A 25,698-nucleotide genomic window follows, 5' to 3' on the forward strand; every position below is an offset into this window, starting at 1 on the left:
TTTAGAACAGCTCCTGCAAGGTGCGCTCCACGGCCGGGTTCGAGGCGGGCGCGGTATTCTCCAGCGCCGGTGCGCTCTCGCTCTTGAACAGCTCCATGGCCGTGTGCGCGGCGTCCGCGGGCGCGGCCGTGCCATCTTCCAGGTGGATGCGCCGGGTGACGATGCCCGGAGGTTCGGGCTGCGAGTAGGGGGCCTTGCCTGCCAGGGCCTGGCCCATGTAGTCCATCCAGATCGGCAGGGCGATGGTCACCCCCCATTCCCGGCGGCCCAGGCTTTGCGGCTGGTCGAAACCGGCCCAGACGCTGGTCACGTAGTCGCCGTTGTAGCCGGTGAACCAGGAGTCCTTGGCGTCGTTGGTGGTGCCAGTCTTGCCGGCAATGTCCGGTCGCCCCATGGCGGCGGCAGCGCGCCCGGTGCCGCGCTTGATCACGTCCTGGAGCATGCTGGTCAGCAGGTAGGTGGTGCGGCCGTCCACCACCTGTTCGGCCACGGCGGCTGGCGCCGGATTGCGCAGGCTGGGGGCGCAGCTCGGGTTGGCGGCGAAGAGCAGCTGGCCATTGCGGTCCTCGATGCGCTCGATGAGGTAGGGCGTGACCCGGTAGCCGCCGTTGGCGAACACGCTCCAGGCCGCGACCACCTCCATGGGCGTCACCGAGGCCGTGCCCAGGGCCAGGGACAGGTTGCGCGGCAGATCGTCGGCGGCGAACCCGAAGCGCCGGATGTAGTCGAGGGTCGGGTCGATGCCCATGGCCTGCACCAGGCGGATCGCGATCATGTTCCGCGAGCGATACAGCGCCTCGCGCAAGCGGATCGGGCCGAGGAAGGTGCGGTTCTCGTTGCGTGGGCGCCAGGCCGGGCCGGCGTAGTCGCTGCCCAGCACGATGGGCGCGTCGTTGACGATGCTCGCCGGGGTAAAACCGTTGTCCAGCGCTGCGGCGTAGATGAAGGGCTTGAAGCTCGAACCCGGCTGGCGCTTGGCTTGCAGCACCCGGTTGAAGTGGCTCTGCTGGAAGTCGAAGCCGCCCACCAGCGCACGGATCGCGCCATCTTCCGCTGCCACCGACACCTGCGCACCCTGGGCCTTGGGCACCTGGCTGAAGGCCGGTGGCTGTGCATCTTGCTGTTCGACGCGGATCACATCTCCCACCTTGACCAGGTCGGCCGGTCGCGCCGGGGCGCGGCCCAATGCGTTGTGGCTGATGAAGGGCCGGGCCCAGGCCATGGTCGACCAGGGCACGGCGTGTTCCCGGCCACTGCCATCGACGATCACCAGGCTCTGGTCCAGGACCTGGGTCACCGCCACCGCCTTCAGGCCGCCCAGGGTCGGGTAGGCCTGCAGCGCTTGTGGCCAGTCCGGCCGCGGCGTGCCACGCAGCTGGGCCTCGGGGCCGCGATAGCCGTGGCGCCGGTCATACACCTTCAAGCCCTTTTGCAGCGCGCTGTTGGCCGCCGCCTGCAATGGCGCGGTGACCGTCGTCACCACCTGCAGCCCTCGGGTGTAGGCCTGTTCGCCGAAACGCTCGACCATCTGCGCCCGGGCCATCTCCGCCACGTAGGGCGCGTCCACCTCGGGTTCCGGTGCGTGGTAGCGGGCCGTGAGCGGCTCGGCCAGGGCTGCCTGGTAGCGCGCGGCATCGATGCTGCCCAGCTCGTGCATGCGCCCCAGGATCCAGTCCCGGCGCTGCTTGGCCCGGGTCGGGTTGTTGATCGGGTTGAAACGCGACGGCGCCTTGGGCAGGCCGGCGATCATCGCCGTCTGGGCCAGGGTCAGTTGCGCCACCGGCTTGCCGTAGTAGACCTGCGCGGCAGCGGCGATGCCGTAGGCGCGCTTGCCCAGGTAGATCTTGTTGACGTACAGGTTGAAGATCTCGTCCTTGGACAGGCTGCGTTCGATCTGCAAGGCCAGCAGGATCTCGGTCAGCTTGCGCGAAAAGGTCCGCTCCTGGCTGAGGAAGAAGTTCTTCGCCACCTGCATGGTGATGGTGCTGCCCCCGGAGCGCACATGCCCGCTCCTGGCCAGCTCCAGGGCCGCGCGCAGCAGCCCCGAGGGATCGACGCCGACGTGCTGGCGGAAGTTGCCATCCTCGGCGGCCATGAAGGCTGCGAGGAAGTCATCGGGGATATCGGCGTTGGCGATGGGAATCCGGCGGATCTCGCCGAATTCGGCGATCAGCTTGCCCTCGTGGCTGAGGATCTGCAGCGGCTCTTGCAACTGCACGTCCTTGAGCGTCGCCACATCGGGCAGTTGCGGTTGCAGGTACAGGTAGGTGCCGCTGGCGCCGAGCACCAGCAGGCTGGCGATGGCCAGGGCACACCAGCCCAGGTTCTTCAGTAGTCGCATCAAAGGTTCCTCGACTGCGGTTGGCGATGGGCCCGGCATGGGCCTCAAAGGGTTGCGCTGGCGGCGCGCCGTGGTTCGCCGAGCGTCGCCTGCTCCCCGGCGGCCGGCACGGCGTACTCGGCCTTGAGCCGGCCGCTGTCATCCAAGAGCCAGGCGTCCATCACCTGGCGCACCACCGGGCCTGCCACCCGGGCGCCGGCCTCGCCGTTCTCGATCATCACGGCGACCACGATGGCCGGGCGCTGGGCCGGGGCGAAGCCGACGAACAAGGCGTTGTCGCGGTGGCGTTCATGGGTCTTGGCGCGGTTGTAGCGTTCGCCCTGCTTGATCGCCACCACCTGGGCGGTGCCGCTCTTGCCGGCGATCCGGTACTGCGCGCCACGGGCCGCCCGGCGCCCGACCCCGCGTGGGTGGTGCATGACCATCTGCATGCCCTGGATCACCCGGTCCCAGGTCTGCGGGTCCTTGAGGCGGATGTCCGGCAGCGGTTGCGGGTCGGCCAGAGCCTGGCCGCCGACCGACAGCGCCAGGTGCGGCCGGTGCCAGATCCCTCGACTGGCGATCAGGCTGGTGGCCTGGGCCAGTTGCAGCGGGGTGACCTGCAGGTAGCCCTGGCCGATCCCCAGGATCAGGGTCTCCCCGGGGTACCAGTCCTGGCGGCGGCTCGCGCGTTTCCACTCCGGGGATGGCATCAGCCCGGGCGACTCCTCGAACATGTCGATGGACACCCGCTGCCCCAGGCCGAACTCGCTGAGGTAGTCGTGCAGCCGGCGGATGCCCAGCTTGTGCGCCAGGTCGTAGAAGTAGGTGTCATTGGACCGCATGATCGCGTCGTACATGTCCACCCAGCCATCGCCGCCGCGATTCCAGTTGCGGTACTTGTGCCGGTAGTTGGGCAGTTCGTAGTAGCCGCGATCGAACACCCGCTGGCTCGGGGTGGTCACGCCGCTGTCGAGCCCGGCGACCACCACCATGGGCTTGATGGTCGAGCCGGGCGGGTAGAGCCCGCGCAGCACCCGGTTGAACAGCGGCATGTCGGCGGAGTCGCGCAGGGCGGCATAGGCCCCGGCACCGATGCCCTTGACGAAGGGATTGGGGTCGAAGCTCGGGCGGCTGACCATGGCCAGCACCTGGCCGGTGTCCGGGTCCAGGGCCACCACCGCGCCCCGGCGCTCGCCAAGGGCCGCTTCGGCGGCGCCCTGCAAGCGCACGTCCAGGCTCAGCACGACGTCCTGGCCCGGCACCGGTGGCTGGCGGCGCAGTACCCGCATGACCCGGCCCTGGGCGTTGGTCTCCACCTCTTCGTAACCCATGCGGCCATGCAGCGCCTCTTCATAGAAACGCTCGATGCCGGTCTTGCCGATCAACTGGCTGCGCAGGTACTTGGCCGGGTCGAGACGCGAGTATTCCTGTTCGTTGATCCGCCCGACATAACCCACCGAGTGGGCGAAATGTTCCCCCAAGGGATAGACCCGCGAGAACTGCGCCTGGACGTCCAGCCCCGGCAGGTGGAACTGGTTCACCGCGATCAGGGCGATCTGCCGCTCGCTCAGGTCCGGCAGCAGCATCAGCGGCTCGAAGGCCCGCCCACGGCGTTGCAGCAACTTGGCAATTCGCGCCTGTTGCCCGGCGTCCAGGCCGAGGATCCGGCTCAGGCGGGCGATCACCGTTGCCACGTCGCCGGCCCGCTCGCGGGTGAGGAACAGGTTGAAGGTCGGTACGTTGCCCGCCAGCAGCACCTTGTTGCGGTCATACACCAGGCCCCGGGGCGGCGGGATCGGGCGCAGGTGGATGCGGTTCTTCTCGGACACCGCCACTTGATAGTCGTGTTGCGTCACCTGCAGGACGTACAGCCGGCCCACCAGCGCGCAGGTCAGGACGATCACCAGCACGGCGCTGGCGATGATGCGGCGGTTGACGATCCGCTGGTTGTCGACCTGATCGTGGAAGGGAGTGTGCTCTGGCATCGAAGACTCTTGGGGCTGGGCAGTGACCGGCCAGGCGGATGGCCGGCCAGCATGGGGAACATTGGCGGTGGTCGCCGGGGGCAACCACGATCGTGGGTCGGAGCGCGGCGGGCCGTGGCGGTGGACGGATGCGCACGAGCATGGACATGGGCTGGCCTCAGCCCGGGTCCGGGGCGACCTGGTTCAGGCGCAGGGTCTCGGCCATGATCCGGCTGAACAAAGGCGCCGCTACCAGGCCGCCGAAGAAGCCGTGCTGGCGCGGGTTGTCCACCACCACCACGATCACGTAGCGCGGCGCGGCAGCCGGGGCGAAACCGGCGAACATCGCCCGGTAGGAGCGCGCCAGGTAGCCCTGGACTCCGGCACCGGTCTTGCGCGCCGTGCCGCTCTTGCCGCCCACCTGGTAACCCGCGACCCGCGCCCGGTAGATACCCCGCGGCCCCTCGACCACCTGCACCAGCATGTCCCGCACGCGGTTGGCCACCTGCGGCGCCATGGCCTGCACGCCCTTGGGCGGCGCCGATAGCCGCAGCAGCGACAAGGGCAGGCGGACGCCACCGTTGGCCAGGGTGGCGTAGGCCCTGGCCAGTTGCACCGCGCTGACCGAGAGACCGTAGCCGTAGGCGAGGGTGGCGGTTTCGCTCGGGTGCCAGGTTGCCCGGTTGGGCAGCACGCCGAGCCGTTCGCCGGGAAATTCAAGGCCCGTTGCCTGGCCCAGGCCCACCCGTTGCAGCAGGTCATGGATGCGTGGCGCGCCGATGTCGAAGGCCACCTTGCTGATCGCCACGTTGCTCGAACGCACCAGGATGCCGGTCAGGTCCAGGGTTTCGCCGGCGGTCCTGGAGGCATCGCGGATGGTGTAGCGGCCGACCTTCAGGGTGCCGGTGTCGACGTGCACGCTGTCGCCGGGTTTCCAGCGCCCGCTTTCCAGGGCCGCCGCCACCGAGAACGGCTTGATGGTCGAGGCTGGCTCGAACACGTCCACCACGGCGCGGTTGCGCATCATTGCCGGGCTCAGTTGTGCGCGGTTGTTGGGGTTGTAGCTGGGCTGGTTGGCCAGGGCGAGGATCTCCCCGGTCTTGACGTCTAGGATCACCACGCTGCCGGCATCGGCACCGTTGTCCTCGATGCCTTGGTGCAGCTCGCGATGGGCGACGTACTGCAAGCGCAGGTCCAGGGACAGCGCCAGGTGCTGGCCGGGCCGGGCCGGGCGGGACACGCCCAGGTCCTGGATCAACTGCCCACGCCGATCCTTCAGCACCCGTTGCAAGCCATCGTGCCCGCTCAGCAGTGGGTCATAGGCGAGCTCGATGCCCTCGCTGCCGCGGTTGTCGATATCGGTGAAACCCACCGCATGGGCCGCCGTCGCCCCGGCCGGGTAGAAGCGCCGCGACTCTTGCACGGCGTGCACACCGTCGATCTTGAGCGCTTGCACTTGCTGCAGCATGCGTTCGGCGACTTGCGGTGCCAGGCGCCGATGCAGGTAGAGAAACGCCTTGTGGCGATTGCCCAGCAGCAAGGCCTCCAGGCGGGCTGGCGGGATTTCCAGGGCCTGGGCCAGGGCCGGCCAATGCGGGCGTTGTTCGAGCAACTGCCGGGGGTTGGCCCACAGGGTGGTGACCGGGGTGCTCACCGACAGCGGCTGGCCGTTGCGGTCGGTGATCAGCCCCCGGTACGCGGGCAGGCCGAGGTGCCGCAGGCTGCGGGCATCGCCCTGCTTGATCAGGAAGGCCTTGTCGGTCACTTGCAGCTGGATGATCCGTGCGCAGATCGCCAGGGCCATGCCGGCGACGATGGCCACGGCCAGGCTGAAGCGCCAGGGCTGGCGGGTGGTTGATGCTGGAGTCATGGGGCAGTGCTTTGCAGGCCCGCGGTGGGCAGTCGATGGCTTGAAGAGGTCGTACACGGCGGGTCCAGCCGTGGCGTCATTCGGTTAACCAGGCAGGGCTGGGGATGTGCAGCAACTTGAGGATTCGGGCATTGAGGCTGCCGGTCAGCGGCAACTCGCAGTCCATCTGGAACAGGAAGATCGCCTGGGCGGTCTGTTCACCTGCCACGCCATCGACCAGGCCCTGGTAGTAGTCCCGTGCGGCCAGCGCCCGTTGCAACTGGCTGATGACCTGCTGGCCGGATGCCGAGCCTGGGGCCTCCTGCATGCAGTGTGGCTCGGGCGCTGAGCAGGGGCCGGCGGTATCCGTTCCCGTTTCCTGGCTCGCCAGCGTTGCCGTCAACGCCCCGGCAGGCACCACCAGCAGCAGGGCCAAGGCCGCCAGGGCTGCGCCGTGCTTGGCATGCTGTTTCATGTCTAGTCCCCTGGTATCCGTCGTGCCTCCCTGGCGCCCATCGGGCCCGGGTTGCACCGGCTGCGGATATTCCTGTGTCGCTTGAAAAGCCTTATCGCTCAATCGCTTAGTGGGCGATAAAAGGTTATGGGGGACATTTTAAGAAGGCTAGAATATAGAGCAACGCGCTATAGAGGCTATCTGATATGAATTCAGTTGATATCGAAGCGGTGGACCTCAACCTGCTTCGGGTGTTCGTCGCCTTGATCGAGGAGGGCGGGGCCAGTCGCGCCGCCATTCGCCTTGGGGTCACCCAGCCGGCGGTCAGCGCCGCTCTCGGGCGCCTGCGGGACATCTACGGCGATCCGCTGTTCGAGCGCACCGGCCGTGGCCTGCGTCCGACTACCCGGGCCAATGAGCTGGCGCCGCTGATCGGCGAGGCCATCGATCGTTGCCGCCTGGCCCTGAGCCTGTCGGTGGGCGGCCGGGAGACCCGTGGCCGGACCATCACCATCGGCCTTTCCGACGACAGCGAGATCGCCCTCGGGCAACAGATCCTGGCGGCGGTGGAGCAGCGCCTGCCCGGGCTGCGGATCATCTTCCGCCAGACCCACAGCGGCGTGGTGCAGGACATGCTCATGGGCCACAAGGTCGATATCGCCATCAGCGCCGGCGGCTTCTCGTCCCAACTGGTGACCCGTACCCGCCTGGGCCGGGGCAACTACCTGTGCATCGCCGATGCCCACAACTCGATCCCCCAGAGCGCCGCAGACTACGCGGGGCGCCCGCACCTGCTGGTGTCCTCGGCCGGCTACGTGGGCGTCGTCGACGAAGGGCTGAACGCCGCCGGCTACAAACGCACGGTCAAGGTCTCGACCTCGCACTTTGCCGCCGTGCCGTTCCTGCTGGTGGGCTCCAGCCTGATCACCACAGTGCCGACCCACGCCGCCCGGGCGATGGCGCGGATCACCTCGTTGCAAACCTTTCCCTGTCCCGTGCCGATGCCGTCCTACGAGCTGGAGATCGGCATGCGCGTGGGCAGCAAGCACGATGAAGCGATGCAGGTGGTCAAGGCCCTGATCCTGGATTGCATCAAGGAGCATTTTTTCCTGCAGTGAGTAGCGGGGGCGGGGCCAGCGGGTTCAGCCGCGGTATCTCAGGGCCTCGACCAACGCAGAGAATGCCGGCGAGGCCTGGCGCCGGTTGGGGTAGTACAGGTGGTAGCCCTGGAACACCGGGCACCAGTCGGCCAGGACTTCCACCAGCCGGCCATCGGCCAGGTACGGCGCGACCAGTTCTTCCGGCACATAGCCCAGGCCCAGGCCATCAACGGCGGCATTGAGCACATGCATGATGCTGTTGAATACCAGCTGTCCATCGGCCTTGACCGTGAACGCCTGGCCATCGCGTTCGAACTCCCAGGCATAGATCGTCCCCGATGGCCGGTGACGAATATTGATGCATTCATGGCGAGTCAATTCATGGGGTGTTGCCGGTGGCCGATGGCTCGCCAGGTACTGGGGCGAGCCCACCACCGCCAGCCGCCAATCGGGACCGATACGTACCGCGATCATGTCCTTGCTGATCGACTCGCCCAGGCGGATACCCGCATCGAATCGTTCCTCGACCACATTGGTGAACCCGTAGTCGACGTAGAACTCCAGGGTGATGTCCGGGTATTGCCGCAGGAAGCCGGCAAGCATGGGGCGCACGCACAGCTCGATCTGATCGTCGGTGCAGGAAATCCGCAGGGTGCCACTGGGCGTGTCACGCAGCTCGCCCAGGGCTTCCAGCTCGGCCGCGAGCTGCTCGAACAGCGGGGCGATCGAACGCATCAGCCGTTCTCCCGCCTCGGTCGGTGCCACATTGCGTGTGGTACGGGTTAGCAGACGGATGCCCAGCCGTTCCTCCAGGGTCCGGATCGTATGGCTCAACGCGGACGGGGTAACCCCGAGCCTGGCGGCGGCCCGGGTGAAGCTCTGCTCTTGTGCCACCGCGAGGAAGGCTTGCAGGTCATTGACTTTGGGAGAGGCCATTACTGAATTTTTCTCATAACTGCATAAAGATTATGCCTACTAATCAAGTTATCGCCGATGGGTCAAGCTCCGTTGACTGAAGTTCGAACGGAGCACTGACGATGAGCGAGACACCACTATCCCTGCTTGACGCGGACGGGGACTTTTGCCCTCAAGGGCTTGGGCGACGCGAGCTGGTAAAGACCGCAGGTGTCAGCATCGCCCTGAGCCTGCTGTCGGTTGCCGATGGTGCTGTCAGCGCCGCCGATGTGCGCTCGCCAGTCGACCTGCCGCAGGACGCTGCCAACTTTTATCAGAGTGACCAAGTCACCGTAGGTAGGGTGAGTTTCAGGAATTCATACAATCTCACCCTCGTAGGCAATCTGGTGATGCCCAAGCGGCTGGCCCATAGCGTCCCGGCGCCGACGATCATCGTGGGCCACCCCATGGGGGCGGTCAAAGAACAGAGCGCCATGCTCTATGCCCAAAAACTGGCGGAGCGAGGTTTCGTCACCCTGGCGATCGACCTGCCGTTCTGGGGCGAGAGCGAGGGCCTGCCGCGCAATCAGGTAGCTCCGGAAATCTATGCCGATGCGTTCAGCGCAGCGGTTGATTACCTGGGCACCCGGGGTGATGTTGATCGTGACCGGATCGGTGTACTGGGGATCTGTGGCAGCGGCGGGTTTGCCATCAGTGCGGCCAAGATCGATCTGCGCTTGCGTGCCATTGCCACGGTGAGCATGTACGACATGGGGGCGGCGACCCGTCATGGCCTGGGCCATTCGGTCAGCGGCGAGCAGCGCCAGTCGAGGCTGGCCAGGGCCGCAGAGCAACGTTACGGCGAGTTTGCCAGCGCAACGATGCAGTTCCTGAATTACCTGCCGGCGCAGCTTGACCCGCAAACCGACGAGGTCACTCGGGAGTTCTGGGCGTTCTATCGCACGCCACGCGGCATGCATGTTCCCAAGGGCAGGACGCTGGAGCTGACGCAGAATCGGGCGCTGACCAGTGAGGTCCGATTCATGAATTTCTATCCCTTCAATGACATCCAGACGATTGCCCCACGCCCATTGCTGTTCATCACTGGCGATCGTGCGCACTCCAGGGAATTCAGCGAAGACGCCTACCGGCGTGCCGCCGAACCCAAGGAACTGGCTTGGGTTCCAGGTGCTGGCCACGTGGATCTGTACGACCGCGCGGGCCTGATTCCCTGGAACACACTCAGCTCTTTTTTCACCCGCCACCTGGCTCCGGCTGGTTGAAAGCCTTGCCGACACACCAACCACTGGATGAGGTATGCCGATGACGGCTCAAGTATTCGATAGGCCGCCAGACGCAGCACTCGGCCGTTCTGGAACCCACACGCAGCCAGCCTGCTGGAGTGGCATCTGGGCGATGACGCTGTGCGTATTCGTGCTCATTGCTTCGGAGTTCATGCCCGTCAGCCTGCTGACGCCCATCGCCGCGGACCTGCATATCAGCGAAGGCCTGGCCGGTTACGGGATAGCCATTTCCGGCGTCTTCGCCGTGCTCACCAGCCTGATGATCCCCAGGTTGGCGGGCACGATGGATCGAAAGACGCTGTTGTTGCTGCTGACCGCCACCATGTGTGTATCAGGACTGGTTGTGGGCCTGGCGCCCAATTACGGGGTGTACTTATTCGGACGCGCCTTGATCGGCATCGTGATCGGCGGCTTCTGGTCACTGTCGGCGGCGACGGCCATGCGCCTGGTACCCGCGCCAAGCGTGCCCAGGGCCCTGGCGATCTTCAACGGCGGCAATGCGCTGGCCACTGTGGTGGCCGCGCCATTGGGCAGCTACCTGGGAAGTGTCATTGGCTGGCGAGGGACGTTCTGCTGCCTGATCCCGGTCGCGCTCATCGCCCTGGTCTGGCAATGGTTCAGCCTGCCCAGCATGAGGGTGGAGCCGGGGAGGGCGGCGGGCCCGGTCTGGCGACTGTTCAGCCGTCCCTTGGTGAGGTACGGGATGCTGGGTGCGGGACTGTTCTTCATGGGGCAGTTCGTCCTGTTCACCTACCTGCGCCCGTTCCTGGAGATCGTTACCGGCGTGGACGTTGCCACGCTGTCGAGCCTGTTGCTGGTCATCGGCCTTTCGGGTTTTGCCGGAACCGTCGTGATCGGCGCGGTATTGAAAACCGGCCTATATCGTGTCCTGATCGGCATCCCGCTGCTGATGGCCGCCATTGCCCTGGCCCTGATTGTCCTGGGCAGTACAGTGCAAGCCGCTTTTGTCCTTCTGGCGCTGTGGGGCATGGTGGCTACGGCAGCGCCAGTGGGCTGGTGGTCGTGGCTGGCCGAGGTCTTGCCCGAAGATGCCGAAGCCGGTGGCGGCCTGATGGTGGCGGTGATCCAGTTCTCCATCGCGCTGGGCTCCACCCTCGGTGGCTTGCTGTTCGATGGCAGCGGTTATCGCCTGACCTTCCTGGCGAGCGCGATGCTGTTGCTGCTTGCAGCAGTTCTGGCCTGGTTGACCTCACGCCGGGCGCGGTAGGAGCGGGGAGAGTGGCCGGCCGTGTCCATGGCTTGCCCCATGATTGAGGTGGGGATGCCGGCTTTCGTCGGCATCCCGTGGTGCCGGGAAACATCCCTATTTTAGAAGATCATTGACGTCAGTGACCTGAATGGCAGTGACGGTGCCTTTCGCGCCATCGGCCCCATCGCCCCTGGTACCCAGGTTGATGGGATCGGGATATTCACCCGCAGCACCGGGCTGGCCGGGCTTGCACCATCCATTGGAGCCCGCCGCTCGACCACCGGCGCCATAGACGCCCACCCGCCCAGGCACGCCGGCACTGCCACCCTGGCCGCCTGCATTGACGATATTCGCGTAGCTGAACAGCTCAAGCCCGGCTTGGGTCGAGACGATGACGATGTCCGCGCCGTTTCCACCTTTACCGCCCTGGCCTCCCTGTCCTCCTTGCCCGGCATTGCCGCCCCGACCGCCTCGACCAGGACCTTCCTTGCAATCAATGGCGCTGGTTGCTCCTTCCTTGCCAGGTGCGCCTTTGCCCCCGTTGCCGCCCAGCCCTCCCTTGCCGCCACTGCCGCTGTTGATCCCCCTGACGATCAGGTTCAGGTTGATGAAGCCGGGTTTTGGCTCTCCGTCGGGGCTGCTGATCTCGCCTGCAATGAGATAGATCACCGGCAGGTTCTTGCTTTCACCGTCCGTGCCTGGGCCTCCAGGCAGTCCAGGGGCCCCCGGGTTGCCCTGCCTATTGATTTCACCTGTGCCATTGGCGCCATTGGGGCCGCTAGCGCCGTCTGCTCCGTTCTGCACCGATACATATCGGTCACGTTCTATCTTGGTGGGGCTGTTGGGTTTCAGGAACTTCCACTTCTTGGCTGCGATCACGATCCAGGGTGCCTCCAGTGACTTGAGCACCAGACGTGAGTCTTGCTGAAAGACCAGTTCATCGGCCTTCAGGATCTGCCCTGAAAAATTTTCCTCCCCCGATACGGGATAGATCGTGCGAGTCAGCGGTGCGTTTCTAATGGCTTTCGCGATCTCTGGTGGCAGGGCCTGCTCCAGTTTGGCGAAGTTTGAGAAAGTATTGGTTTCATCCGCCAATACCCATTGACCAGACATCCACTGGCTCAATAGCAATGCCAGCAGAATCCTCGGTTGAAGAATGGCCATCATTGTTCTCCCCGGGCATGAAATCATGCATGCCCTCTGTGTGCTCAAGTTGCAGTTGTGCCGATCTTTTTGATATGCGGTTTGCGATGAGGAAACACTGTCAGTGGTGATCCTCCAGCACTGACAGTGCATACGCATGGGTGTCTACTTGCTATCCAGCGGAATACTTACCCCTACGCCATAGCTGGTGTTGGACTGGGAACCTATTGTTCCATCGGGAATGGGAGCGCCTGAGCCGTTGACCGATGAACCTCCCGTTACGGTCGTGGAGCTGAATCCATTGATGGAGGTCCCGCCATCGGTTGTATAAACGGGCACGCTTGTTGTCTGGTTCACGATCTCCGTGCCACCGGGACCTGCCACGCCGTAGTTGGTGGTTGTACCCAGATCATCTGCCGTTGCGGACAGAAGCGGCAAACATACCAGGAAGCCTGCTAAGTATTTCATCAGATGCTCCTTTCTTTTAACCGATCATCGTTAAGTAACTAACTCTCTCGCCGATCGGCAAGGTGGAGAGTAGAGGTAGTGCATTCGGGTTATATATTAAGTGTTGTCAGGTTGTAGGTTTGTTTGTGGTTACTATTTAAGAGCATGGGATAAAAAATTCCACTCTGCTTTTATTTGAAGTGAATTTTATTTTTTTGAATATTTTTTAGCTGCCGGCTAACTTGTTGAAAGTGTTAAGGGTTTCAGGTTTTAGTGGTGTTTTGTGCGTGAGGTCGATAAGGAAGGCTATAGGTCAAGGGTTTTTAAAAGTGAAATAATATATTTTGATGCATGGGATGGCTTGGGTAGGAACTTTGATTTTCAGTGTCGGATTTTATATACAAAGTTTTATTGCTTTTGTCGGTACCTTCTTGGGGGAGTAGATGCCAGTTGCATGGGGGCAGACTCGTCAATACCCGCTTAGGTATGTTGCAGGGTTGAAGCAACGGCTACTGATGGCCAGAAGTAGCTTTAGATGCATATTTGCTGGCACAGGCCGGTGGTCAGGGCGGCCTGTGATGGCCGGAGTGGGAAATGCTCGAGACCAGCTAGGCTTCGAGCAAGAGCGATGCAGGGTGCTGGATATCACGCAAGGAGCTGTCAATGACCGCTTTATCCTGGACCCAGGTCCGTGAAATGCCCGGCGAATCACTGGAGTTCGGCGCCGCCCATGTGCGTTGTGCCTGGCGCCGCCACACCCTGGCGGCGCACAAGTTCGCCAGCCTGGAGCATGCTTTCGTCAGCAGCCCCCACGCGCTGCCGAGGCTCTTGCAGGATGTGGGCGGCAACCCCAATGCCCGTCAGCACGAGGAGCGTGGAACAGCGGTGTTTGCCACGGTGTGGTACCCGACAGGGCAGTGGGCGATCTTGTGCGACGCGACCCGCGCCACCCTGGTGCCTCGCGCCGCAGTCGAGGCACTTGCGGCCTGCGGGCAACGCGATGACCGTGTTACCGAAGCGCTGCGGGTACTTTTTGCGGCAGCGCCGGCGAATCTTCTGCGGACGCTGGACGAGGCTTTTTATCGTTTGAATATCGCGCGACCTACTGCCTGAAAGTTGCACCTGCCTGCCGATCAACGCGGTTAAATCGCACGTTGTTTCAAACACCGAAGTTGAAAGCGATGGATATTCTTGGCCGGTTGCCTGAATAGCGCTGTACCGAATGCAAAAGCCATGAGGGAAACATCAGGAAGGTGCCACTTTCTGGTGCTTGGGTGATGCCAAAGCCCGCTGCCAGACAGTCCTTGATGCGCATGCGCAATGCCGGGTTGTAAGTCGAGGCGATCATGCCCCTGGGGTCGATGAATTCGATATCGCCTCCCACCTGCAGTTGCTCTTCGCGCCCGCCGGTATCGACCCAGTAGACCCCGGACCAGAATGCCCCGGGATGCCCATGCAGTGCATTGGCATGGCCTGCCTGATTGACGTTGACCCAGGCGTTGATCTTCCACTCGAAGTTGGGTTCGACCAGGCCGTGTTGTTCGCTGTGCACCGCAGTGAGTTGGCTGGCGAAGTCCTTGGCGAATTGCACCAGGGATTCGCAAGCCGTTCCTCCCCAGAGGTTGAAATCGCTCGCCGATTGCCAGCCGCCGTCGTTGCTGTGCTGCGTGCCGTGCAGGTCCTGGGCCATGCGGCTGTCGATCAGGGCCTTGAGTTGCACATTCAGCGCTTGGGCATCGGGGTGGCGCAGGCTCGCTACCGGCGTGGCGAACAGATGGCGGATATTGATCAGTTGCGGGTCCACGAGGGTGTTGGCAAGAGGCATGTAAATTCCATTTAAAGCGCCAGGATGGCTCTGGCTAGTTGCTGGTCCGAGAGTTGCGAGTCCCCCGTTACTTGGCGAATCCTGGCGAATGCCGCTTCAATGCGGACCCCGCGAATATCGCCGTCACTGGCGACGAATGCCGCTGCGTCATCCTTGGCGGCCAGCACGATCTTGTCGTCCTTGAACGAGCCGCTAGTGCCTTTGGACGCACTCATGGTGAGACTGACCGAAATATCGGTGGTCATGACGAAACTGGTGGCGTGGGCATGCATGCTCATCAGGCCGCAAACAACACATAACAGGTGGGGAAAGTTTGGCCGTTTCATTGGATCTACGAAGGTTAAGTTGGGGTTAAATTCGGGGGTGAACCCTACCAACGGGTAACCTTCGGCAACCTCAGGGCTTTTGCTAAAGATTGTTAAAAAGTGCGATGGGCGGGTCTTTCTTGAACTTTGCAGGCAACTTTCAAGTTGCCCTTAGTAGGCAGGAATTGATTATCGGCAACCGCCGCCTCGCGCGGCGAATTAAGTGCCGGATCGCCTATTTTCAGCGCTGTTGGCTGAGCGTTCGCTGCCGCCTCTGCTGGTAGAGCAGCGGCGGGGTGCGGCAGCGGTTTCAGTCGGGGCAGGGGCTATGGCCTGGCGCCCAAGCGCTGCACCTCGGGGAACAGCTGGCCCAGGGTGCGGCGGGCCTGGGCCGCCTCCAGGTAGGCGTAGAGCAGGTCGGTCAGGTCTTCGAAGCCCAGGCGTCGGCCGTCGAGCATGGGATTGCACAGCCACAGGCGGACTCGCATGCCCGCCGCCACGCTCCGGGCGTTGGGCGCGGCCAGGGCCTTGAAGCCGGCCGGGGCCAGCTCTGGCGCGCGCTGGCCGGCGCTCACCGAGAACACCACGGCCAGGCTCAGGTGGCGCTGCTCCAGTTCGAAGGCATCGAAACAGGTCCAGGGCGTGGGTTCGGCGGCGTTGGCGAACTGCAGGCTGTCGGCGCTCAGTGCCAGCACCCGCTGGCCGTGGCGCCGGCGCAGGGCCTCGGCCCCCATCAGGCCGGCGAGCCCGGCGCCGAGCAGCAGCGCGCCAGGCCCCCAGAACAACAGCTGGGCCGAGTGCAACTGCCAGGCCGTGGGCAGGCTGGCCAACCAGCCGCCGATGGCCAGCAACAGCACCGAGAGCAGGGCCAGCAGGGCCGCCTGGCCCAGGCAGCGCTCATGAATCTCGCACTGGCCCTGGGGGCCGTCGGCGGCCGCTTGCAGTTGTTCCAGTAACGCTTCCTTGCCGGCGTTATCCACGGCCTTGCAGCTCATCCAGTTGCTGCTGGGCGTTGGCGGCCTGGCAGTAGGCGTCCAGCAGGGCCGAGATGTCATCGACGCTGAGTTTTTGCCCGGCGCGCATCAGGCCGGCGGAGTGGATGCGGATCTGCGGTTGCGGGTCGCGCAGGGCCACGGCCTGGTTGCCGAACAGCTGGCGCACCGGGCGATGGCTGGGCAGCGGGGCGTCGGCGCGCAGGGTCAGTTGTTGCAGGGTTTGCAGCAGCTCGTCCTTGACCTGGATGTCCACCACGTCGGTGAGGTTGACCGGCGCGCTCAACGGCTCGGCGAACAACTGGCGCCGGGTCAGGCGCATGAAAACCTGCTGGCCGGCGTTGCGGTGCTGCCAGCTGACCACGGCGAACAGCAGGGTCAGGAACAGGCCGCAGAGCAGCAGGCCGGTCTTGCCCTGGTGCAGGCCCAGGGCCAGGGCGCCGAGGGACGCGAGGGTCAGCAACGGGCCGAACACCTGGTAGCGGCGGGTGTTGGTGAACTCGCTCTGCTCGGGCACGCGCTCGATCACCTGTTGCAGCTCGGCGATCACTCGCTGGCGCTGGGCGGCCTGGGGATGCTCGGCCATGGGCGGGAGGGCGGAATCGGGGTGTTGGGCATCGGTCATGGGGGAGCCTTGGATCAGGGGAGGGAACAAGCACGGGCGGCGCGGGGGCGCTCGCCCGCGTGAGGGTCATTGCGCTTTGAGGTAGTCGTTGAGGAAGGCCTGGGCATTGCCATAGCTGGACAGGTTGTCGTCATAACCCACCTTCAGCGGCTTGGCCTGGCCCGGCAGGTGCAGCTCGCCATAGCCTTCCTGGAGCACCAGCACCACGAACTTCTGGCCGTCGACCTGGGTGAAATAGCGCGTGTCGCGGGAGGTCTGTTCCACGTTCATCTTCTGGATGCGCATGTTCCAGTCGTGGTCGGCGTCTTCCACCTGCACCAGCGCCTGGTTGGCGCTGCGCTCGCCGATGCGCAGGGTCCAGACCTTCACCCCGTGCGGGCCGTTGTAGGCCACCATCTTGTCCGCCACCTGCGGGCGTTCCTCGGCCTGGGCCATCCCGGCCACCAGGGCCAACGCCATGGCCCATGCGGCCGTCCATCGGCTATACAAGTGCATCCTTCACGCTCCTGAGAAATTGAAAAGGGGCAGCTATTGAAGTCGGCGCTGGCCGCGCTGCCAAGCACTGTGACCGTCGCGCACACTAAAAATGCCGTCGCTCACAAGTGGCGATGGGCAAAGTGTGAGTGGGTTACCATTGCCCCCCGCACACCAGGCAGTCATGGACACGCTTTACCGATGGAATGCTGGAACCCCTATCTCGACACCCAATTTCGCTTCGACCGGCCCGGCGCCCTGGCCCGTGCCGGGGTCTTCGATCCCACTGCCCGCCGAGTGATGGGCAGCGCCATCGGCCACTACCGCGCCCGCACCGTGCGCGCCCATGTGCAGTACTTCGACTGCAACCTGCAATTTCCCGAGCCGCTGCGCATCCACAAGGTGCTGCCGGACAGCCTGTGCATCGTCCAGGTGCTCGACGGCCAGTGGCGGCACCGGGTCGATGGCCAGCTCAACCACTACACCCCCGGCGCGCCCCACGCCCTGGGCCTGAGCGAAACCATGGAAGCGGTGGACCAACTGCCCGCCGGCAGCCACGCCTGCCTCTCCGGGCTGCGCATCGCCGGGCATTACCTGCGCGAACTGGCCGAGGAAGACTGCAGCCTGCAACCCTTGCTCGGCCTGCTGGACGACGGCATGTGCTTCAGCGAATTCCAGCGCTGCCAGGCCCTGGGCAACCTGCTGCGACGGCTATACCAGTCGCCGTACCAGGGCGCCCTGGAGCGCCTGCACCAGGAGAGCCTGAGCCTGGCGGTGCTGGTGGAGCTGGCGGCGCACCTGCAAGGCCAGCGCCCCGGGCCACCACCGACGGTGCGCGGCCGCCTGGACCTGGCCCACGAAGCCCGGCGCCTGCTCGACGCCCAGCTGATCGAGCCGCCCGGCAGCCAGGCCCTGGCCCAGCAACTGGGCGTGGGGGAAACCACCCTGCGCCGGGCCTTCGCCCAGGTCTTCGGCCAGTCGATGCTGCAGTACCTGCGCCAGCAGCGCATGGAACTGGCCCGCACCCTGTTGCGCCAGGGCAAATGGCAAGTGGCGCAGATCGCCTACCGCCTTGGCTACGCCAACCCCGCCAATTTCAACCACGCCTATAAAGCCCACTTCGGCCATCCGCCAGGGGCGGAACGCGGCAAGCCCTAGCCTCTTGAGGATGACGAACCATGAGCAAATTGACTGCGCTGATCGCTGAAGCCAAGGCTGGCCTCTGTGTGCAGCAGAACATCCCCCAGGCCGCCTGGGAGGCCATCGCCCGGCAGTGTGGCGAGGCGGAAATCGTCGAGATCGAGGCGCGCATCGCCACGCTGACCGCCCAGCGCGAAGCGGTGGAGGAGTGGGATGGCGACACCCTGGATGACCTGTATTTCGCCATCGCCAACTTCACCCGCTTGTTGGCACTGGCCGTGGGCCATGGGCGTGGAGAGTGAGGGGGGCGGTTGACCGCACGACATTTGCTCGACGGCTTGAGCCGTGGATCGGGCCCTATGTTCGCGTGGGGCTTTGCACAATGGACATAACCCGCGACGTTTTGAGCATTGCCCCGATACGAACAGGTACCTAGCCTGTTGCGGTCGCTGCAAAATCAGCGACCGGGCCTGAGAACCCGATCAGATGCAGGCACATTGTTGATCAGGAGTTTCAATCATGTTTGCCGGTTATCTGCCCGATTTATTCTGCCCTTCGTTTCTCTTCCCAGCGCTCAAGCGCAACCTCCGCCAGCCCATGGCCGGAGGTGCCCAATGAACTCAAGCGAGCCGATCCAGACCCAAGGTTTTGTCACCTTCGGCAACTGCCCTGAAACCGACCACAGCCTGTTCCGTGTCAACGCCGGAGTGCCTCTGCAACAGGCACTGGAGCAGGCCTCGACATTGCTGTACTACGCCAAGAAACTCGCACTGGATGCCGCCCTGGAAGAGCAGGGCGAGCGTTATGCCTGGGCTTCGCATTTTTTGGCGGAGATGGGGAAGGCGGTGATTGATGATGTGGGGTTGGGGTTGGGGGACGTAAGGACTCGGAGTTAAGGCAACAACATATGAGGTAGATTGAGATGCCGCTTATTCCTGGTTGGTAAGCGGCTTTTTTGAAACATGAGTCGATCCGAAACTCGTAGGCGCAGATGACCGCCTCTGGCCGATAGCGGGCCTGTACTAACGGTAACTTTATTTGTGAATTCAACCAATCGACGCAATAAGCTAGCTAAATCATCTCGTAGGTATTTCATGTTTCAGTGTTTTCCGATCTCGACATTTTTCTATTCCATCCGTATAAATTGATGCGATTCGATTATTCGGCACTGTATCGCTGGAGTCGCTTGGAAATCCTTAACCTAATAAGAGTCTTTAATGCTAAAAAGTTATTCCTATTACTTTGAAGAGTTAGTTTTTAAATTCCCCTTTGGTGCAAACGAAGGCGCTGACAATCCTCCATGGAATGAAAATGAAGATTTTCCGCCGTTGTCTCCGCGAGTAGCAATCGCGGTTTCCAGGCTCGCTCTCTTCGACATGCTTAGGGCTTACCCCTACGCCGAGCCGAAATTTCATTCTTGTGCATTAAAAAAAGTCAACGATTCTGATTGTAGTTGGTGGTATTACGATGTCGAATGGATGGTTTACCCTCCCGAATGTGGCGATCGGAGCTCGATAAACGTGCCTGTTATGCTCAATGGACGAGTTCCTCCGTTTGAAGTTTTCAAATACGAAGATCGTTTTTCAGCATGGAGAGAATGAAGTGCTGAGCAGGTTGGAAGCGGTCATTCTGTCTTTTACCAACGTATGGACGATTCAGCAGTAGTTGTAATCATAATGAAGATACAAAGGACGTTTCCAGTGGAAAAAGCATCCCTTAAGAGCTTTGTGGCTCTTGCTTCTGTCTTTTTAGCTGCATTCGCAAGCGCGAATGAAAGTGATCTAAAAGTATCCGCCGAAAGCGAGATGCTGTACTTCAAAGCGCTGCCTTACCTAGAAAAAATCGATGAAATACAAAACGATATGTTCACTTTTCGAAAGCAGTTAGCGGTCAGTGAAAAGGTTCCCGACCAAAAAAAAGAACAATATAGAGACGAAATGCTTCGGCTTGTAAATGAAGGAGTACCTTTGCTCAAGCGTTCTGCTGAGGAAGGCAACCCAGCAGCGCAGTACCGTCTAGCGCTAATGTTGTCGACATTTGAATCTCGCGATCAAGTCGCTGAAAAGGTCTGCACTCTCCTAAAATCCAGTTTCAGTAACGGATTTACTCCAGCGGGTTTGCAGATGCTTTTCTATTGCTTCGATGAGGTTAAAACACCTGGGTATCGGTCACTTGTCGACGCGTTGCCTAATGATGAAACCCTGTATAGCAGGTACTACCCCCAGCCAACGATGATGCCGAGTTGCGATAGAAATAGTCGCTCTGAGAGCAATCCAATCGTGTTGCTCGACGAAAAAAGCTTTCGCGCCAACCTTTATATGAGTATGGCGACTCAAATGTTGACGCAAAACCTTAAGCAAGAGCGGGTGCGGTTTATCAATAAAGCCGCCGAGCATGGATGCACCAGGGCAATAGAAAGGCTAAAGCTCAGCAGCGCCACTAATGGAGCTCACCCGAAACTGGGAACACATGATTAACCGCGCCTGGAATGAAATGGGCGAGCAACCCGCTCCGCTGACCGCGGCCCAGTTCAGCGAGTGGTTGCGGCAGCAGTTCTACTTCCCAGTCCGTGACAGCTAGTTTTCAGTAAACGAAAGAGCGGTGCATTGCGCTTCCGCTCAGTCACCCCCCTCAAAACGTCGGCGGCGTGATCACCCACAGCACCACCGCATCCTCTTCCCCAGGATTCCCATACTTATGCGGCTCCTGGCTGGAGAACCTGAAGCTGTCCCCCTCGCTCAGCTGGAAATAGCGCTCCCCCACCCACAGCTCAAAGCTCCCCGACAGCACATACCCGGCTTCTTCGCCCTCATGGCTGTAGCTCTCCTTGCTGTAGGTGCCCGGGGGAAAGCGTGAGTGCAAGAATTCCAGTTGCTGGGTCGGCTGCGGGGTCAGCAGTTGGTCGACGATGCCGTTTTCGTAGTTCACCTGCAGCCGCTGTTTCTTGCGCACCACGTAGCCCTGGTCTTCGGGGGCGGTCTGGGTTTCGCTGGCGAAGAACCACTGGATGGTCACGCCCAGGCTGCGGGCGATGTTGAACAGGGCGGGGATGGAGGGGTAGGCGAGGTTGCGTTCCAGCTGGCTGATGTAGCCGGCGGTGAGTTCGCTCTGCTGGGCCAGTTCGCTCAGGGTCAGGCCGCGGCGTTTGCGCAGGCCGCGGATGCGCGTGCCAAGGAACTGCGGGCCGCCGGGGGCCTGGTGGTCGCCGCCGGGCTCGGGCAGGTGGCTCGCGGGCGGCGTCTTGCTGCTTTGGGTCATGGCGGGCTCCAGGCTTGACAGGCGGGCGCGTCCGAGCACCCGTCCTGCAAAAGCCCTGGAGTATAAAGCAGCCTCAAAGCGCCCAGGCGACTTTCAAGCCCTCGTGGATGGCTTCTTCGACGGTGCGCGGGGCCAGGCAGTCGCCGATCCGCTGGAAGGCCACCAGGCCCTTGAGTTGCTCGCCCAGGTCGTCCACCGGCTGGTGGCCCTGGCACAGCACCAGGCTGTCGACGTTTTCCAGCAGCATCGGCTCGCCGCTGGCGGTGTGCTGCAGGTACACGGTGTTGTCGTCGCAGCCGTAGAGGCGGGCGTAGGGGATGATCGGCAGCCCCAGCTTGTGCAGTTCCCCGGCCAGTTGGTCGCGCACGTACAGCGGCAGGCTTTCGCCGCAGTGAGTGCCGTTGACCGCCAGTTGCACCTGGTGCCCGGCGCGCAGCAGGCGCTCGGCGATGCCCGGGCCGATCCAGTCGCAGCGCCAGTCGGCCACCACCACCGAGCGCCCGAGCTGGACCTCGTCGCGCAGCACTTGCCAGGCGTCCACCACTTGCAGCTCGCCGGCGCGCTCGAAATGGGGCCAGTAGGGGCGGGCGCCGGTGGCGATGATCACGTGGTCGGGCTGTTCGCGCTCCACCAGGGCGCGATCGACCCGGGTGTTGCGCACCACCTCGACCCCGGCCAGTTGCATTTCCCGTTGCAGGTTGGTGCTGGCGCCGCCGAATTCGCTGCGCCGGGGCAGCAGTTGCGCCAGCAGCACCTGGCCACCGAGCTGGGAGCCGGCTTCGTAGAGGGTCACCTGGTGGCCGCGCTGGGCGGCGACGGCAGCGGCCTTCATGCCCGCCGGGCCACCACCCACCACCAGGATGCGTTTGCGCTGTCGGGCCGGCCGAGCCTGGGCGTACAGCAGTTCGCGGCCGGTTTCCGGGTGTTGGATGCAGGAAATCGGCAGGCCCTTGTGGAAGTGGCCGATGCACGCCTGGTTGCAGGCGATGCAGGCGCGCACGTCATCGACCCGGCCGCTGTCGCTCTTGTTGGGCATTTGCGGATCGCAGATCAGCGCCCGGGTCATGCCGCACACGTCGGCCTGGCCTTTGGCGAGGATGGCCTCGGCTTCCTGGGGCTGGTTGATGCGCCCGGTGACGAACAGCGGGATCTGCAGCGCGGCCTTGAAGGTCCCGGCTTCGCGGGCCAGGTAAGCCGCTTCCACCGCCATGGGCGGGACGATGTGCACGGCGCCGCCGAGGGAGGCCGAGGTGCCGGCGACGATGTGCAGGTAGTCCAGCTGGTCTTGCAGGTGTTGGGCGGCGGCCAGGGACTCGTCCTCGGTCAGGCCCTCGGGGTCGCGTTCGTCGGCGCTGATGCGCAGGCCGATGATGAAGTCGTCGGCGGTGCTGGCGCGCATGGCCGCCAGCACCTCGCGAATAAAGCGCAGGCGCTGCTCCAGCTCGCCGTTGTAGCCGTCGCTGCGGCGGTTGACCCGCGGGTTGAGGAACTGCGCCGGCAGGTAGCCGTGGCTGGCCACCAGCTCCACGCCGTCCAGGCCGGCCTGGTGCAGGCGCCGGGCGGCATCGGCGTAACCCTGGATGATCGCGTCGATCATCTCCTGGTCCAGGGCCCGGGGCATGACCCGGAAGCGCTCGTTGGGCACGCCCGAGGGGGCGTAGGCCACCGCCAGCAGGCCGTCGGCGGACTCCATGATCTCGCGCCCCGGATGAAACACCTGGGACAGCACCAGCGTGCCGTGGGCATGGCAGGTCTCGGCCAGGCGCCGGTAGCCGTCGATGCAGGCATCGTCGGTGGCCATCAGCACATGGCTGGTGTAGCGCGCACTGTCGTGGACCCCGGCCACCTGCAACACGATCAGCCCGGCCCCGCCTTCGGCCCGGGCCCGGTGGTAGGCGATCAACTGCTCGTTGACCAGGTTGTCGGTGGGCATCGAGGTGTCGTGGCCGCTGGACATGATGCGGTTCTTCAGGCGCTTGCCACGGATCTGCAACGGCGCGAAGAGGTGCGGGAAGGCGGTGGTCATGGCGCGGGCTCCAGGCGGGCCAAGGGCAGGGCGATGCCTTGGCGTCGTTATTGTTTTCCTATAAAAATTTACCGGTAGTAAAAAATCAACTTGTTTTTTTACTAATCCTTGCAGTAGCTTCGATTGGCGCCCCAGCCTGCGGGGCGCCCCTCACAACAATAAAAAAGGGCCGTGCCGGAGCTGTCCGGCAGGGCACCGTCACGAGGAATCACCGATGAAAGCGCTCACCCGCAAGCATGGTTGTTCGTTCCTGGCCCTGAGCCTCGCCCTGACATTGGGCCTGGACAGTGCCCGGGCAGCCCCCGACATGGTCGTGGTGGGGTACGGCGGAGCCGGCCAGAAAGCCCAGGATGTGGCGTTGTTCCAACCCTTTGCCAAGGCCGATGGCAGCAAGCTGATCCAGAGCGAGTACAACGGCGAGATGGCGCGAATCAAGGTCATGGTCGACACCGGCAACGTCGATTGGGACGTGGTGCAGATCGAAGGTCCGGACCTGATGCGCGGCTGCGACGAAGGCATGTACGAACCCCTGGACTGGAAGGCCCTGGGCCACGCCGACGAGCTGATCGCCGATGCCGCCCAGCCCTGTGGCTCGGCTGTGCTGGTGTGGAGCGTGGCCATCGCCTACGACCGCAACAAGCTGGCCAGGGCCCCGGCCTCCTGGGCCGATTTCTGGGACGTCAGGCAGTTCCCCGGCAAGCGCGGCCTGCGCAAGCGCGCGGTGTACAACCTGGAGTTCGCGCTGCTGGCCGATGGGGTCAAGGTCGAGGACGTGTACAAGGTCCTGGCCACGCCCGAGGGGGTGGAGCGGGCCTTCGCCAAGCTCAGCCAGCTCAAGCCGTACATCCAGTGGTGGGAGGCCGGGGCGCAGCCGGCGCAGTGGCTCAGCGCCGGCGATGTGGTGATGACCTCGACCTACAGCGGTCGCATCGCCGCGGCCGCCCAGGACGGTGCGCCCCTGGCCGTGGTCTGGCCCGGCAGCCTGTATGGCATGGATTACTGGGCGATCATCAAGGGCTCCAGGCACGTGGCCCAGGCCAAGCGCTTCATTGCCTACGCCAACCGCCCCGAGGCCCAGGTCGACTATGTGCGCGCCATTCCCTACGGCCCCACCAACACCCTGGCCGCGGCCCGGCTCGACCCGGCGCTGGCCCAGTGGGTGCCGACCTCGGAGCAGAACCTCAAGGGCGCCCTGGCGATGAACGTGGAGTTCTGGGTCGATCATGGCGAGGAGCTGGAAGAGCGCTTCAACGCCTGGGCCAGCAAGTAACCCCAACGGGCTGGACGTCGGCGGACGTGCGGCCCTATCGTTTGCCAGCCCAACAGCCTGGAGGACTCCAATAATGAACAAGATCGTGCCCAGCCCCCACGCCCTGACCGAGCGCAGCGCCACCGAGCAGCGCCTGCGCGAAGAGCTGGCGGCTTGCTACCGCCTGATCGCGCACTTTCGCATGACCGATTTGATCTTCACCCATATCTCGGTGCGCCTGCCCGGGCCCGAGCATCACTTCCTGATCAACCCCTACGGGCTGATGTTCGAGGAAATCACTGCCTCCAACCTGGTGAAGATCGACCTCGATGGCCAGGCCGTGGAGCCTTCGCCGTACCCGGTGAACCCGGCGGGGTTCGTGATCCACAGCGCCATCCATGGCGCTCGCGATGATGCCCAGTGCGTGCTGCACACCCACACCAAGGCCGGTTGCGCGGTGGCGGCGCTCAAGTGTGGCTTGCTGCCGGTGAACCAGATCTCCATGGAGTTCTATGGCCGGGTGGCCTACCACGACTACGAAGGCGTGGCCCTGGACCTGGCCGAGCAGCAGCGGCTGGTGGCCGACCTGGGCGACAAGAGCGTGCTGATGCTGCGCAACCACGGCCTGCTCACCGTGGGCGAAACCGTCAGCCAGGCATTCTTGCGCATGTACTACCTGGAGAAGGCCTGCGAAATCCAACTGGCGGCCCAGGCGGCGGGGGAGATCGTGCTGCCACCGGACGCGGTCTGCGCCCACACCGAGCGCCAGTTCAACGACCCGGGCCGGCCGTTGCAGGAAGGCGAGCTGAGCGACCCGGACGCCATGCAACTGGCCTGGGCCGCGCTGCTGCGCCTGCTCGAGCGCATCGCCCCCGACTACCGCGACTGACGCCACCACCCCAGCGCCCGCAACACCAAGCACCGCAGCGCGGCAGGCAAACCGTGGATAACGATTGGCGGCTAGTGCCGAGCCGTGCGCAGCCTACGACAGCGGCCACACGAGGCCTTAGCCGCTGTCGAGCGCAGCGAGGCTGCGTCAAGGCCGCAGGGCCTTCAGCGATCGATCGGCCAACACCGTCCCGGCACCGTTGGGAACCTGGCCAGTTCACAAAGGCT

25 protein-coding genes are annotated in these 25,698 nt (G+C 63.8%); 11 read left to right on the forward strand and 14 right to left on the reverse strand.

The features are described 5' to 3' along the window. Position 1: 1 nt before the first annotated feature. From AC3WK8_RS06630 to AC3WK8_RS06645, 4 genes are all read right to left on the reverse strand, one after another. Complete coding sequence (locus AC3WK8_RS06630; protein ID WP_103324292.1) at positions 2 to 2,344, reverse strand: penicillin-binding protein 1A; 2,343 nt, start codon at positions 2,342 to 2,344, stop codon at positions 2 to 4. Between the two features lie 41 nt (positions 2,345 to 2,385). Beyond that, the gene (mrdA, locus tag AC3WK8_RS06635; RefSeq protein WP_103324291.1) at positions 2,386 to 4,308 is read right to left on the reverse strand and encodes a penicillin-binding protein 2; all 1,923 of its coding nucleotides are present in this window, start codon (positions 4,306 to 4,308) and stop codon (positions 2,386 to 2,388) included. A gap of 157 nt (positions 4,309 to 4,465) precedes the next feature. Then, positions 4,466 to 6,157 carry a peptidoglycan D,D-transpeptidase FtsI family protein gene (locus tag AC3WK8_RS06640; RefSeq protein WP_103324290.1) on the reverse strand — a complete coding sequence of 564 codons (1,692 nt, stop codon included), beginning with the start codon at positions 6,155 to 6,157 and terminating at the stop codon, positions 4,466 to 4,468. Between the two features lie 76 nt (positions 6,158 to 6,233). Continuing rightward, positions 6,234 to 6,611 (reverse strand): peptidoglycan-binding domain-containing protein, encoded by a 378-nt coding sequence (locus AC3WK8_RS06645; RefSeq protein WP_085598762.1) that lies wholly within the window; start codon positions 6,609 to 6,611, stop codon positions 6,234 to 6,236. Positions 6,612 to 6,796: 185 nt separating this feature from the next. Between AC3WK8_RS06645 and AC3WK8_RS06650 the strand changes: the two genes are divergently transcribed. Next, positions 6,797 to 7,708, forward strand: coding sequence for a LysR family transcriptional regulator (locus tag AC3WK8_RS06650; RefSeq protein ID WP_103324289.1), 912 nt, complete (start codon positions 6,797 to 6,799; stop codon positions 7,706 to 7,708). Between the two features lie 24 nt (positions 7,709 to 7,732). Here AC3WK8_RS06650 and AC3WK8_RS06655 read toward each other — a convergent pair whose 3' ends face one another. Further along, positions 7,733 to 8,626, reverse strand: a complete 894-nt coding sequence (locus AC3WK8_RS06655) for a LysR family transcriptional regulator (protein WP_103324288.1) — start codon at positions 8,624 to 8,626, stop codon at positions 7,733 to 7,735. A gap of 101 nt (positions 8,627 to 8,727) precedes the next feature. On the opposite strand from AC3WK8_RS06655, the gene AC3WK8_RS06660 reads away from it, so the two are divergent. Together AC3WK8_RS06660 and AC3WK8_RS06665 are read left to right on the forward strand one after the other, a co-directional pair. Continuing rightward, entirely contained in the window at positions 8,728 to 9,867 is a 1,140-nt protein-coding gene (locus tag AC3WK8_RS06660) for an alpha/beta hydrolase (protein ID WP_103324287.1), read from the forward strand. A 133-nt stretch (positions 9,868 to 10,000) separates the two neighbouring features. Then, positions 10,001 to 11,116: an MFS transporter gene (locus AC3WK8_RS06665; RefSeq protein WP_256592249.1), complete on the forward strand. Its 1,116-nt coding sequence runs from the start codon at positions 10,001 to 10,003 to the stop codon at positions 11,114 to 11,116. 96 nt (positions 11,117 to 11,212) lie between these two features. On the opposite strand, the gene AC3WK8_RS06670 is transcribed toward AC3WK8_RS06665, so the two are convergent. Further along, positions 11,213 to 12,262, reverse strand: a complete 1,050-nt coding sequence (locus AC3WK8_RS06670) for a hypothetical protein (RefSeq protein WP_146043242.1) — start codon at positions 12,260 to 12,262, stop codon at positions 11,213 to 11,215. Positions 12,263 to 12,406: 144 nt separating this feature from the next. Next, a complete protein-coding gene (locus tag AC3WK8_RS06675) occupies positions 12,407 to 12,709 on the reverse strand; it encodes a hypothetical protein (protein WP_146043241.1) in 303 nt (100 codons plus the stop codon). 642 nt (positions 12,710 to 13,351) lie between these two features. On the opposite strand from AC3WK8_RS06675, the gene AC3WK8_RS06680 reads away from it, so the two are divergent. Beyond that, a complete protein-coding gene (locus tag AC3WK8_RS06680) occupies positions 13,352 to 13,801 on the forward strand; it encodes a hypothetical protein (protein WP_103324285.1) in 450 nt (149 codons plus the stop codon). Between the two features lie 46 nt (positions 13,802 to 13,847). On the opposite strand, the gene AC3WK8_RS06685 is transcribed toward AC3WK8_RS06680, so the two are convergent. From AC3WK8_RS06685 to AC3WK8_RS06705, 5 genes are all read right to left on the reverse strand, one after another. Then, positions 13,848 to 14,513, reverse strand: coding sequence for a TIGR02466 family protein (locus AC3WK8_RS06685; RefSeq protein WP_103324284.1), 666 nt, complete (start codon positions 14,511 to 14,513; stop codon positions 13,848 to 13,850). Positions 14,514 to 14,524: 11 nt separating this feature from the next. Further along, positions 14,525 to 14,839: a DUF2388 domain-containing protein gene (locus tag AC3WK8_RS06690; protein ID WP_031320216.1), complete on the reverse strand. Its 315-nt coding sequence runs from the start codon at positions 14,837 to 14,839 to the stop codon at positions 14,525 to 14,527. A 305-nt stretch (positions 14,840 to 15,144) separates the two neighbouring features. Continuing rightward, positions 15,145 to 15,813 (reverse strand): hypothetical protein, encoded by a 669-nt coding sequence (locus tag AC3WK8_RS06695; protein WP_178087995.1) that lies wholly within the window; start codon positions 15,811 to 15,813, stop codon positions 15,145 to 15,147. Next, positions 15,791 to 16,435, reverse strand: a complete 645-nt coding sequence (locus tag AC3WK8_RS06700) for a hypothetical protein (protein ID WP_053130527.1) — start codon at positions 16,433 to 16,435, stop codon at positions 15,791 to 15,793. The genes AC3WK8_RS06695 and AC3WK8_RS06700 overlap by 23 nt, the downstream gene beginning before the upstream one ends. A gap of 66 nt (positions 16,436 to 16,501) precedes the next feature. Next, positions 16,502 to 16,930 carry a hypothetical protein gene (locus AC3WK8_RS06705; RefSeq protein WP_068583903.1) on the reverse strand — a complete coding sequence of 143 codons (429 nt, stop codon included), beginning with the start codon at positions 16,928 to 16,930 and terminating at the stop codon, positions 16,502 to 16,504. A 180-nt stretch (positions 16,931 to 17,110) separates the two neighbouring features. On the opposite strand from AC3WK8_RS06705, the gene AC3WK8_RS06710 reads away from it, so the two are divergent. The 5 genes from AC3WK8_RS06710 to AC3WK8_RS06730 all read left to right on the forward strand — a co-directional run bounded on the left by AC3WK8_RS06710 (position 17,111) and on the right by AC3WK8_RS06730 (position 20,526). Further along, a complete protein-coding gene (locus AC3WK8_RS06710) occupies positions 17,111 to 18,067 on the forward strand; it encodes a helix-turn-helix transcriptional regulator (protein ID WP_103324282.1) in 957 nt (318 codons plus the stop codon). A gap of 20 nt (positions 18,068 to 18,087) precedes the next feature. After that, the gene (locus tag AC3WK8_RS06715) at positions 18,088 to 18,351 is read left to right on the forward strand and encodes a hypothetical protein (RefSeq protein ID WP_103324281.1); all 264 of its coding nucleotides are present in this window, start codon (positions 18,088 to 18,090) and stop codon (positions 18,349 to 18,351) included. A 312-nt stretch (positions 18,352 to 18,663) separates the two neighbouring features. Beyond that, positions 18,664 to 18,945: a DUF3077 domain-containing protein gene (locus tag AC3WK8_RS06720; RefSeq protein ID WP_103324280.1), complete on the forward strand. Its 282-nt coding sequence runs from the start codon at positions 18,664 to 18,666 to the stop codon at positions 18,943 to 18,945. 321 nt (positions 18,946 to 19,266) lie between these two features. Continuing rightward, entirely contained in the window at positions 19,267 to 19,650 is a 384-nt protein-coding gene (locus tag AC3WK8_RS06725) for a hypothetical protein (RefSeq protein WP_146043240.1), read from the forward strand. A gap of 99 nt (positions 19,651 to 19,749) precedes the next feature. Next, positions 19,750 to 20,526 (forward strand): hypothetical protein, encoded by a 777-nt coding sequence (locus tag AC3WK8_RS06730; protein WP_256592248.1) that lies wholly within the window; start codon positions 19,750 to 19,752, stop codon positions 20,524 to 20,526. Positions 20,527 to 20,680: 154 nt separating this feature from the next. Here the strand turns inward: AC3WK8_RS06730 and AC3WK8_RS06735 are convergent, their stop codons facing one another. Further along, positions 20,681 to 21,307, reverse strand: coding sequence for a helix-turn-helix domain-containing protein (locus AC3WK8_RS06735; protein WP_068583919.1), 627 nt, complete (start codon positions 21,305 to 21,307; stop codon positions 20,681 to 20,683). 73 nt (positions 21,308 to 21,380) lie between these two features. Then, complete coding sequence (locus AC3WK8_RS06740) at positions 21,381 to 23,333, reverse strand: oxidoreductase (RefSeq protein WP_103324278.1); 1,953 nt, start codon at positions 23,331 to 23,333, stop codon at positions 21,381 to 21,383. Between the two features lie 214 nt (positions 23,334 to 23,547). On the opposite strand from AC3WK8_RS06740, the gene AC3WK8_RS06745 reads away from it, so the two are divergent. Next, positions 23,548 to 24,603, forward strand: a complete 1,056-nt coding sequence (locus AC3WK8_RS06745; protein WP_103324277.1) for an ABC transporter substrate-binding protein — start codon at positions 23,548 to 23,550, stop codon at positions 24,601 to 24,603. A 73-nt stretch (positions 24,604 to 24,676) separates the two neighbouring features. Continuing rightward, the gene (locus tag AC3WK8_RS06750; protein WP_022644048.1) at positions 24,677 to 25,471 is read left to right on the forward strand and encodes a class II aldolase/adducin family protein; all 795 of its coding nucleotides are present in this window, start codon (positions 24,677 to 24,679) and stop codon (positions 25,469 to 25,471) included. Positions 25,472 to 25,698: the final 227 nt, after the last annotated feature.

The sequence above is a fragment of the Pseudomonas sp. FW507-12TSA genome, from assembly GCF_058781435.1.

Bases quoted from the DNA above. Each gene is read 5' to 3' on its own strand.
- AC3WK8_RS06735 (WP_068583919.1), bottom strand. From the start codon at position 21,307: ATGACCCAAAGCAGCAAGACGCCGCCCGCGAGCCACCTGCCCGAGCCC.
- AC3WK8_RS06690 (WP_031320216.1), bottom strand. From the start codon at position 14,839: ATGAAACGGCCAAACTTTCCCCACCTGTTATGTGTTGTTTGCGGCCTG.
- AC3WK8_RS06685 (WP_103324284.1), bottom strand. From the start codon at position 14,513: ATGCCTCTTGCCAACACCCTCGTGGACCCGCAACTGATCAATATCCGC.
- AC3WK8_RS06665 (WP_256592249.1), top strand. From the start codon at position 10,001: ATGACGCTGTGCGTATTCGTGCTCATTGCTTCGGAGTTCATGCCCGTC.
- AC3WK8_RS06725 (WP_146043240.1), top strand. From the start codon at position 19,267: ATGCTAAAAAGTTATTCCTATTACTTTGAAGAGTTAGTTTTTAAATTC.
- AC3WK8_RS06720 (WP_103324280.1), top strand. From the start codon at position 18,664: ATGAACTCAAGCGAGCCGATCCAGACCCAAGGTTTTGTCACCTTCGGC.
- AC3WK8_RS06645 (WP_085598762.1), bottom strand. From the start codon at position 6,611: ATGAAACAGCATGCCAAGCACGGCGCAGCCCTGGCGGCCTTGGCCCTG.
- AC3WK8_RS06695 (WP_178087995.1), bottom strand. From the start codon at position 15,813: ATGAGCTGCAAGGCCGTGGATAACGCCGGCAAGGAAGCGTTACTGGAA.
- mrdA (WP_103324291.1), bottom strand. From the start codon at position 4,308: ATGCCAGAGCACACTCCCTTCCACGATCAGGTCGACAACCAGCGGATC.
- AC3WK8_RS06715 (WP_103324281.1), top strand. From the start codon at position 18,088: ATGAGCAAATTGACTGCGCTGATCGCTGAAGCCAAGGCTGGCCTCTGT.
- AC3WK8_RS06705 (WP_068583903.1), bottom strand. From the start codon at position 16,930: ATGCACTTGTATAGCCGATGGACGGCCGCATGGGCCATGGCGTTGGCC.
- AC3WK8_RS06640 (WP_103324290.1), bottom strand. From the start codon at position 6,157: ATGACTCCAGCATCAACCACCCGCCAGCCCTGGCGCTTCAGCCTGGCC.
- AC3WK8_RS06700 (WP_053130527.1), bottom strand. From the start codon at position 16,435: ATGACCGATGCCCAACACCCCGATTCCGCCCTCCCGCCCATGGCCGAG.
- AC3WK8_RS06750 (WP_022644048.1), top strand. From the start codon at position 24,677: ATGAACAAGATCGTGCCCAGCCCCCACGCCCTGACCGAGCGCAGCGCC.
- AC3WK8_RS06660 (WP_103324287.1), top strand. From the start codon at position 8,728: ATGAGCGAGACACCACTATCCCTGCTTGACGCGGACGGGGACTTTTGC.
- AC3WK8_RS06655 (WP_103324288.1), bottom strand. From the start codon at position 8,626: ATGGCCTCTCCCAAAGTCAATGACCTGCAAGCCTTCCTCGCGGTGGCA.
- AC3WK8_RS06745 (WP_103324277.1), top strand. From the start codon at position 23,548: ATGAAAGCGCTCACCCGCAAGCATGGTTGTTCGTTCCTGGCCCTGAGC.
- AC3WK8_RS06740 (WP_103324278.1), bottom strand. From the start codon at position 23,333: ATGACCACCGCCTTCCCGCACCTCTTCGCGCCGTTGCAGATCCGTGGC.
- AC3WK8_RS06680 (WP_103324285.1), top strand. From the start codon at position 13,352: ATGACCGCTTTATCCTGGACCCAGGTCCGTGAAATGCCCGGCGAATCA.
- AC3WK8_RS06670 (WP_146043242.1), bottom strand. From the start codon at position 12,262: ATGGCCATTCTTCAACCGAGGATTCTGCTGGCATTGCTATTGAGCCAG.
- AC3WK8_RS06650 (WP_103324289.1), top strand. From the start codon at position 6,797: ATGAATTCAGTTGATATCGAAGCGGTGGACCTCAACCTGCTTCGGGTG.
- AC3WK8_RS06675 (WP_146043241.1), bottom strand. From the start codon at position 12,709: ATGAAATACTTAGCAGGCTTCCTGGTATGTTTGCCGCTTCTGTCCGCA.
- AC3WK8_RS06710 (WP_103324282.1), top strand. From the start codon at position 17,111: ATGGAATGCTGGAACCCCTATCTCGACACCCAATTTCGCTTCGACCGG.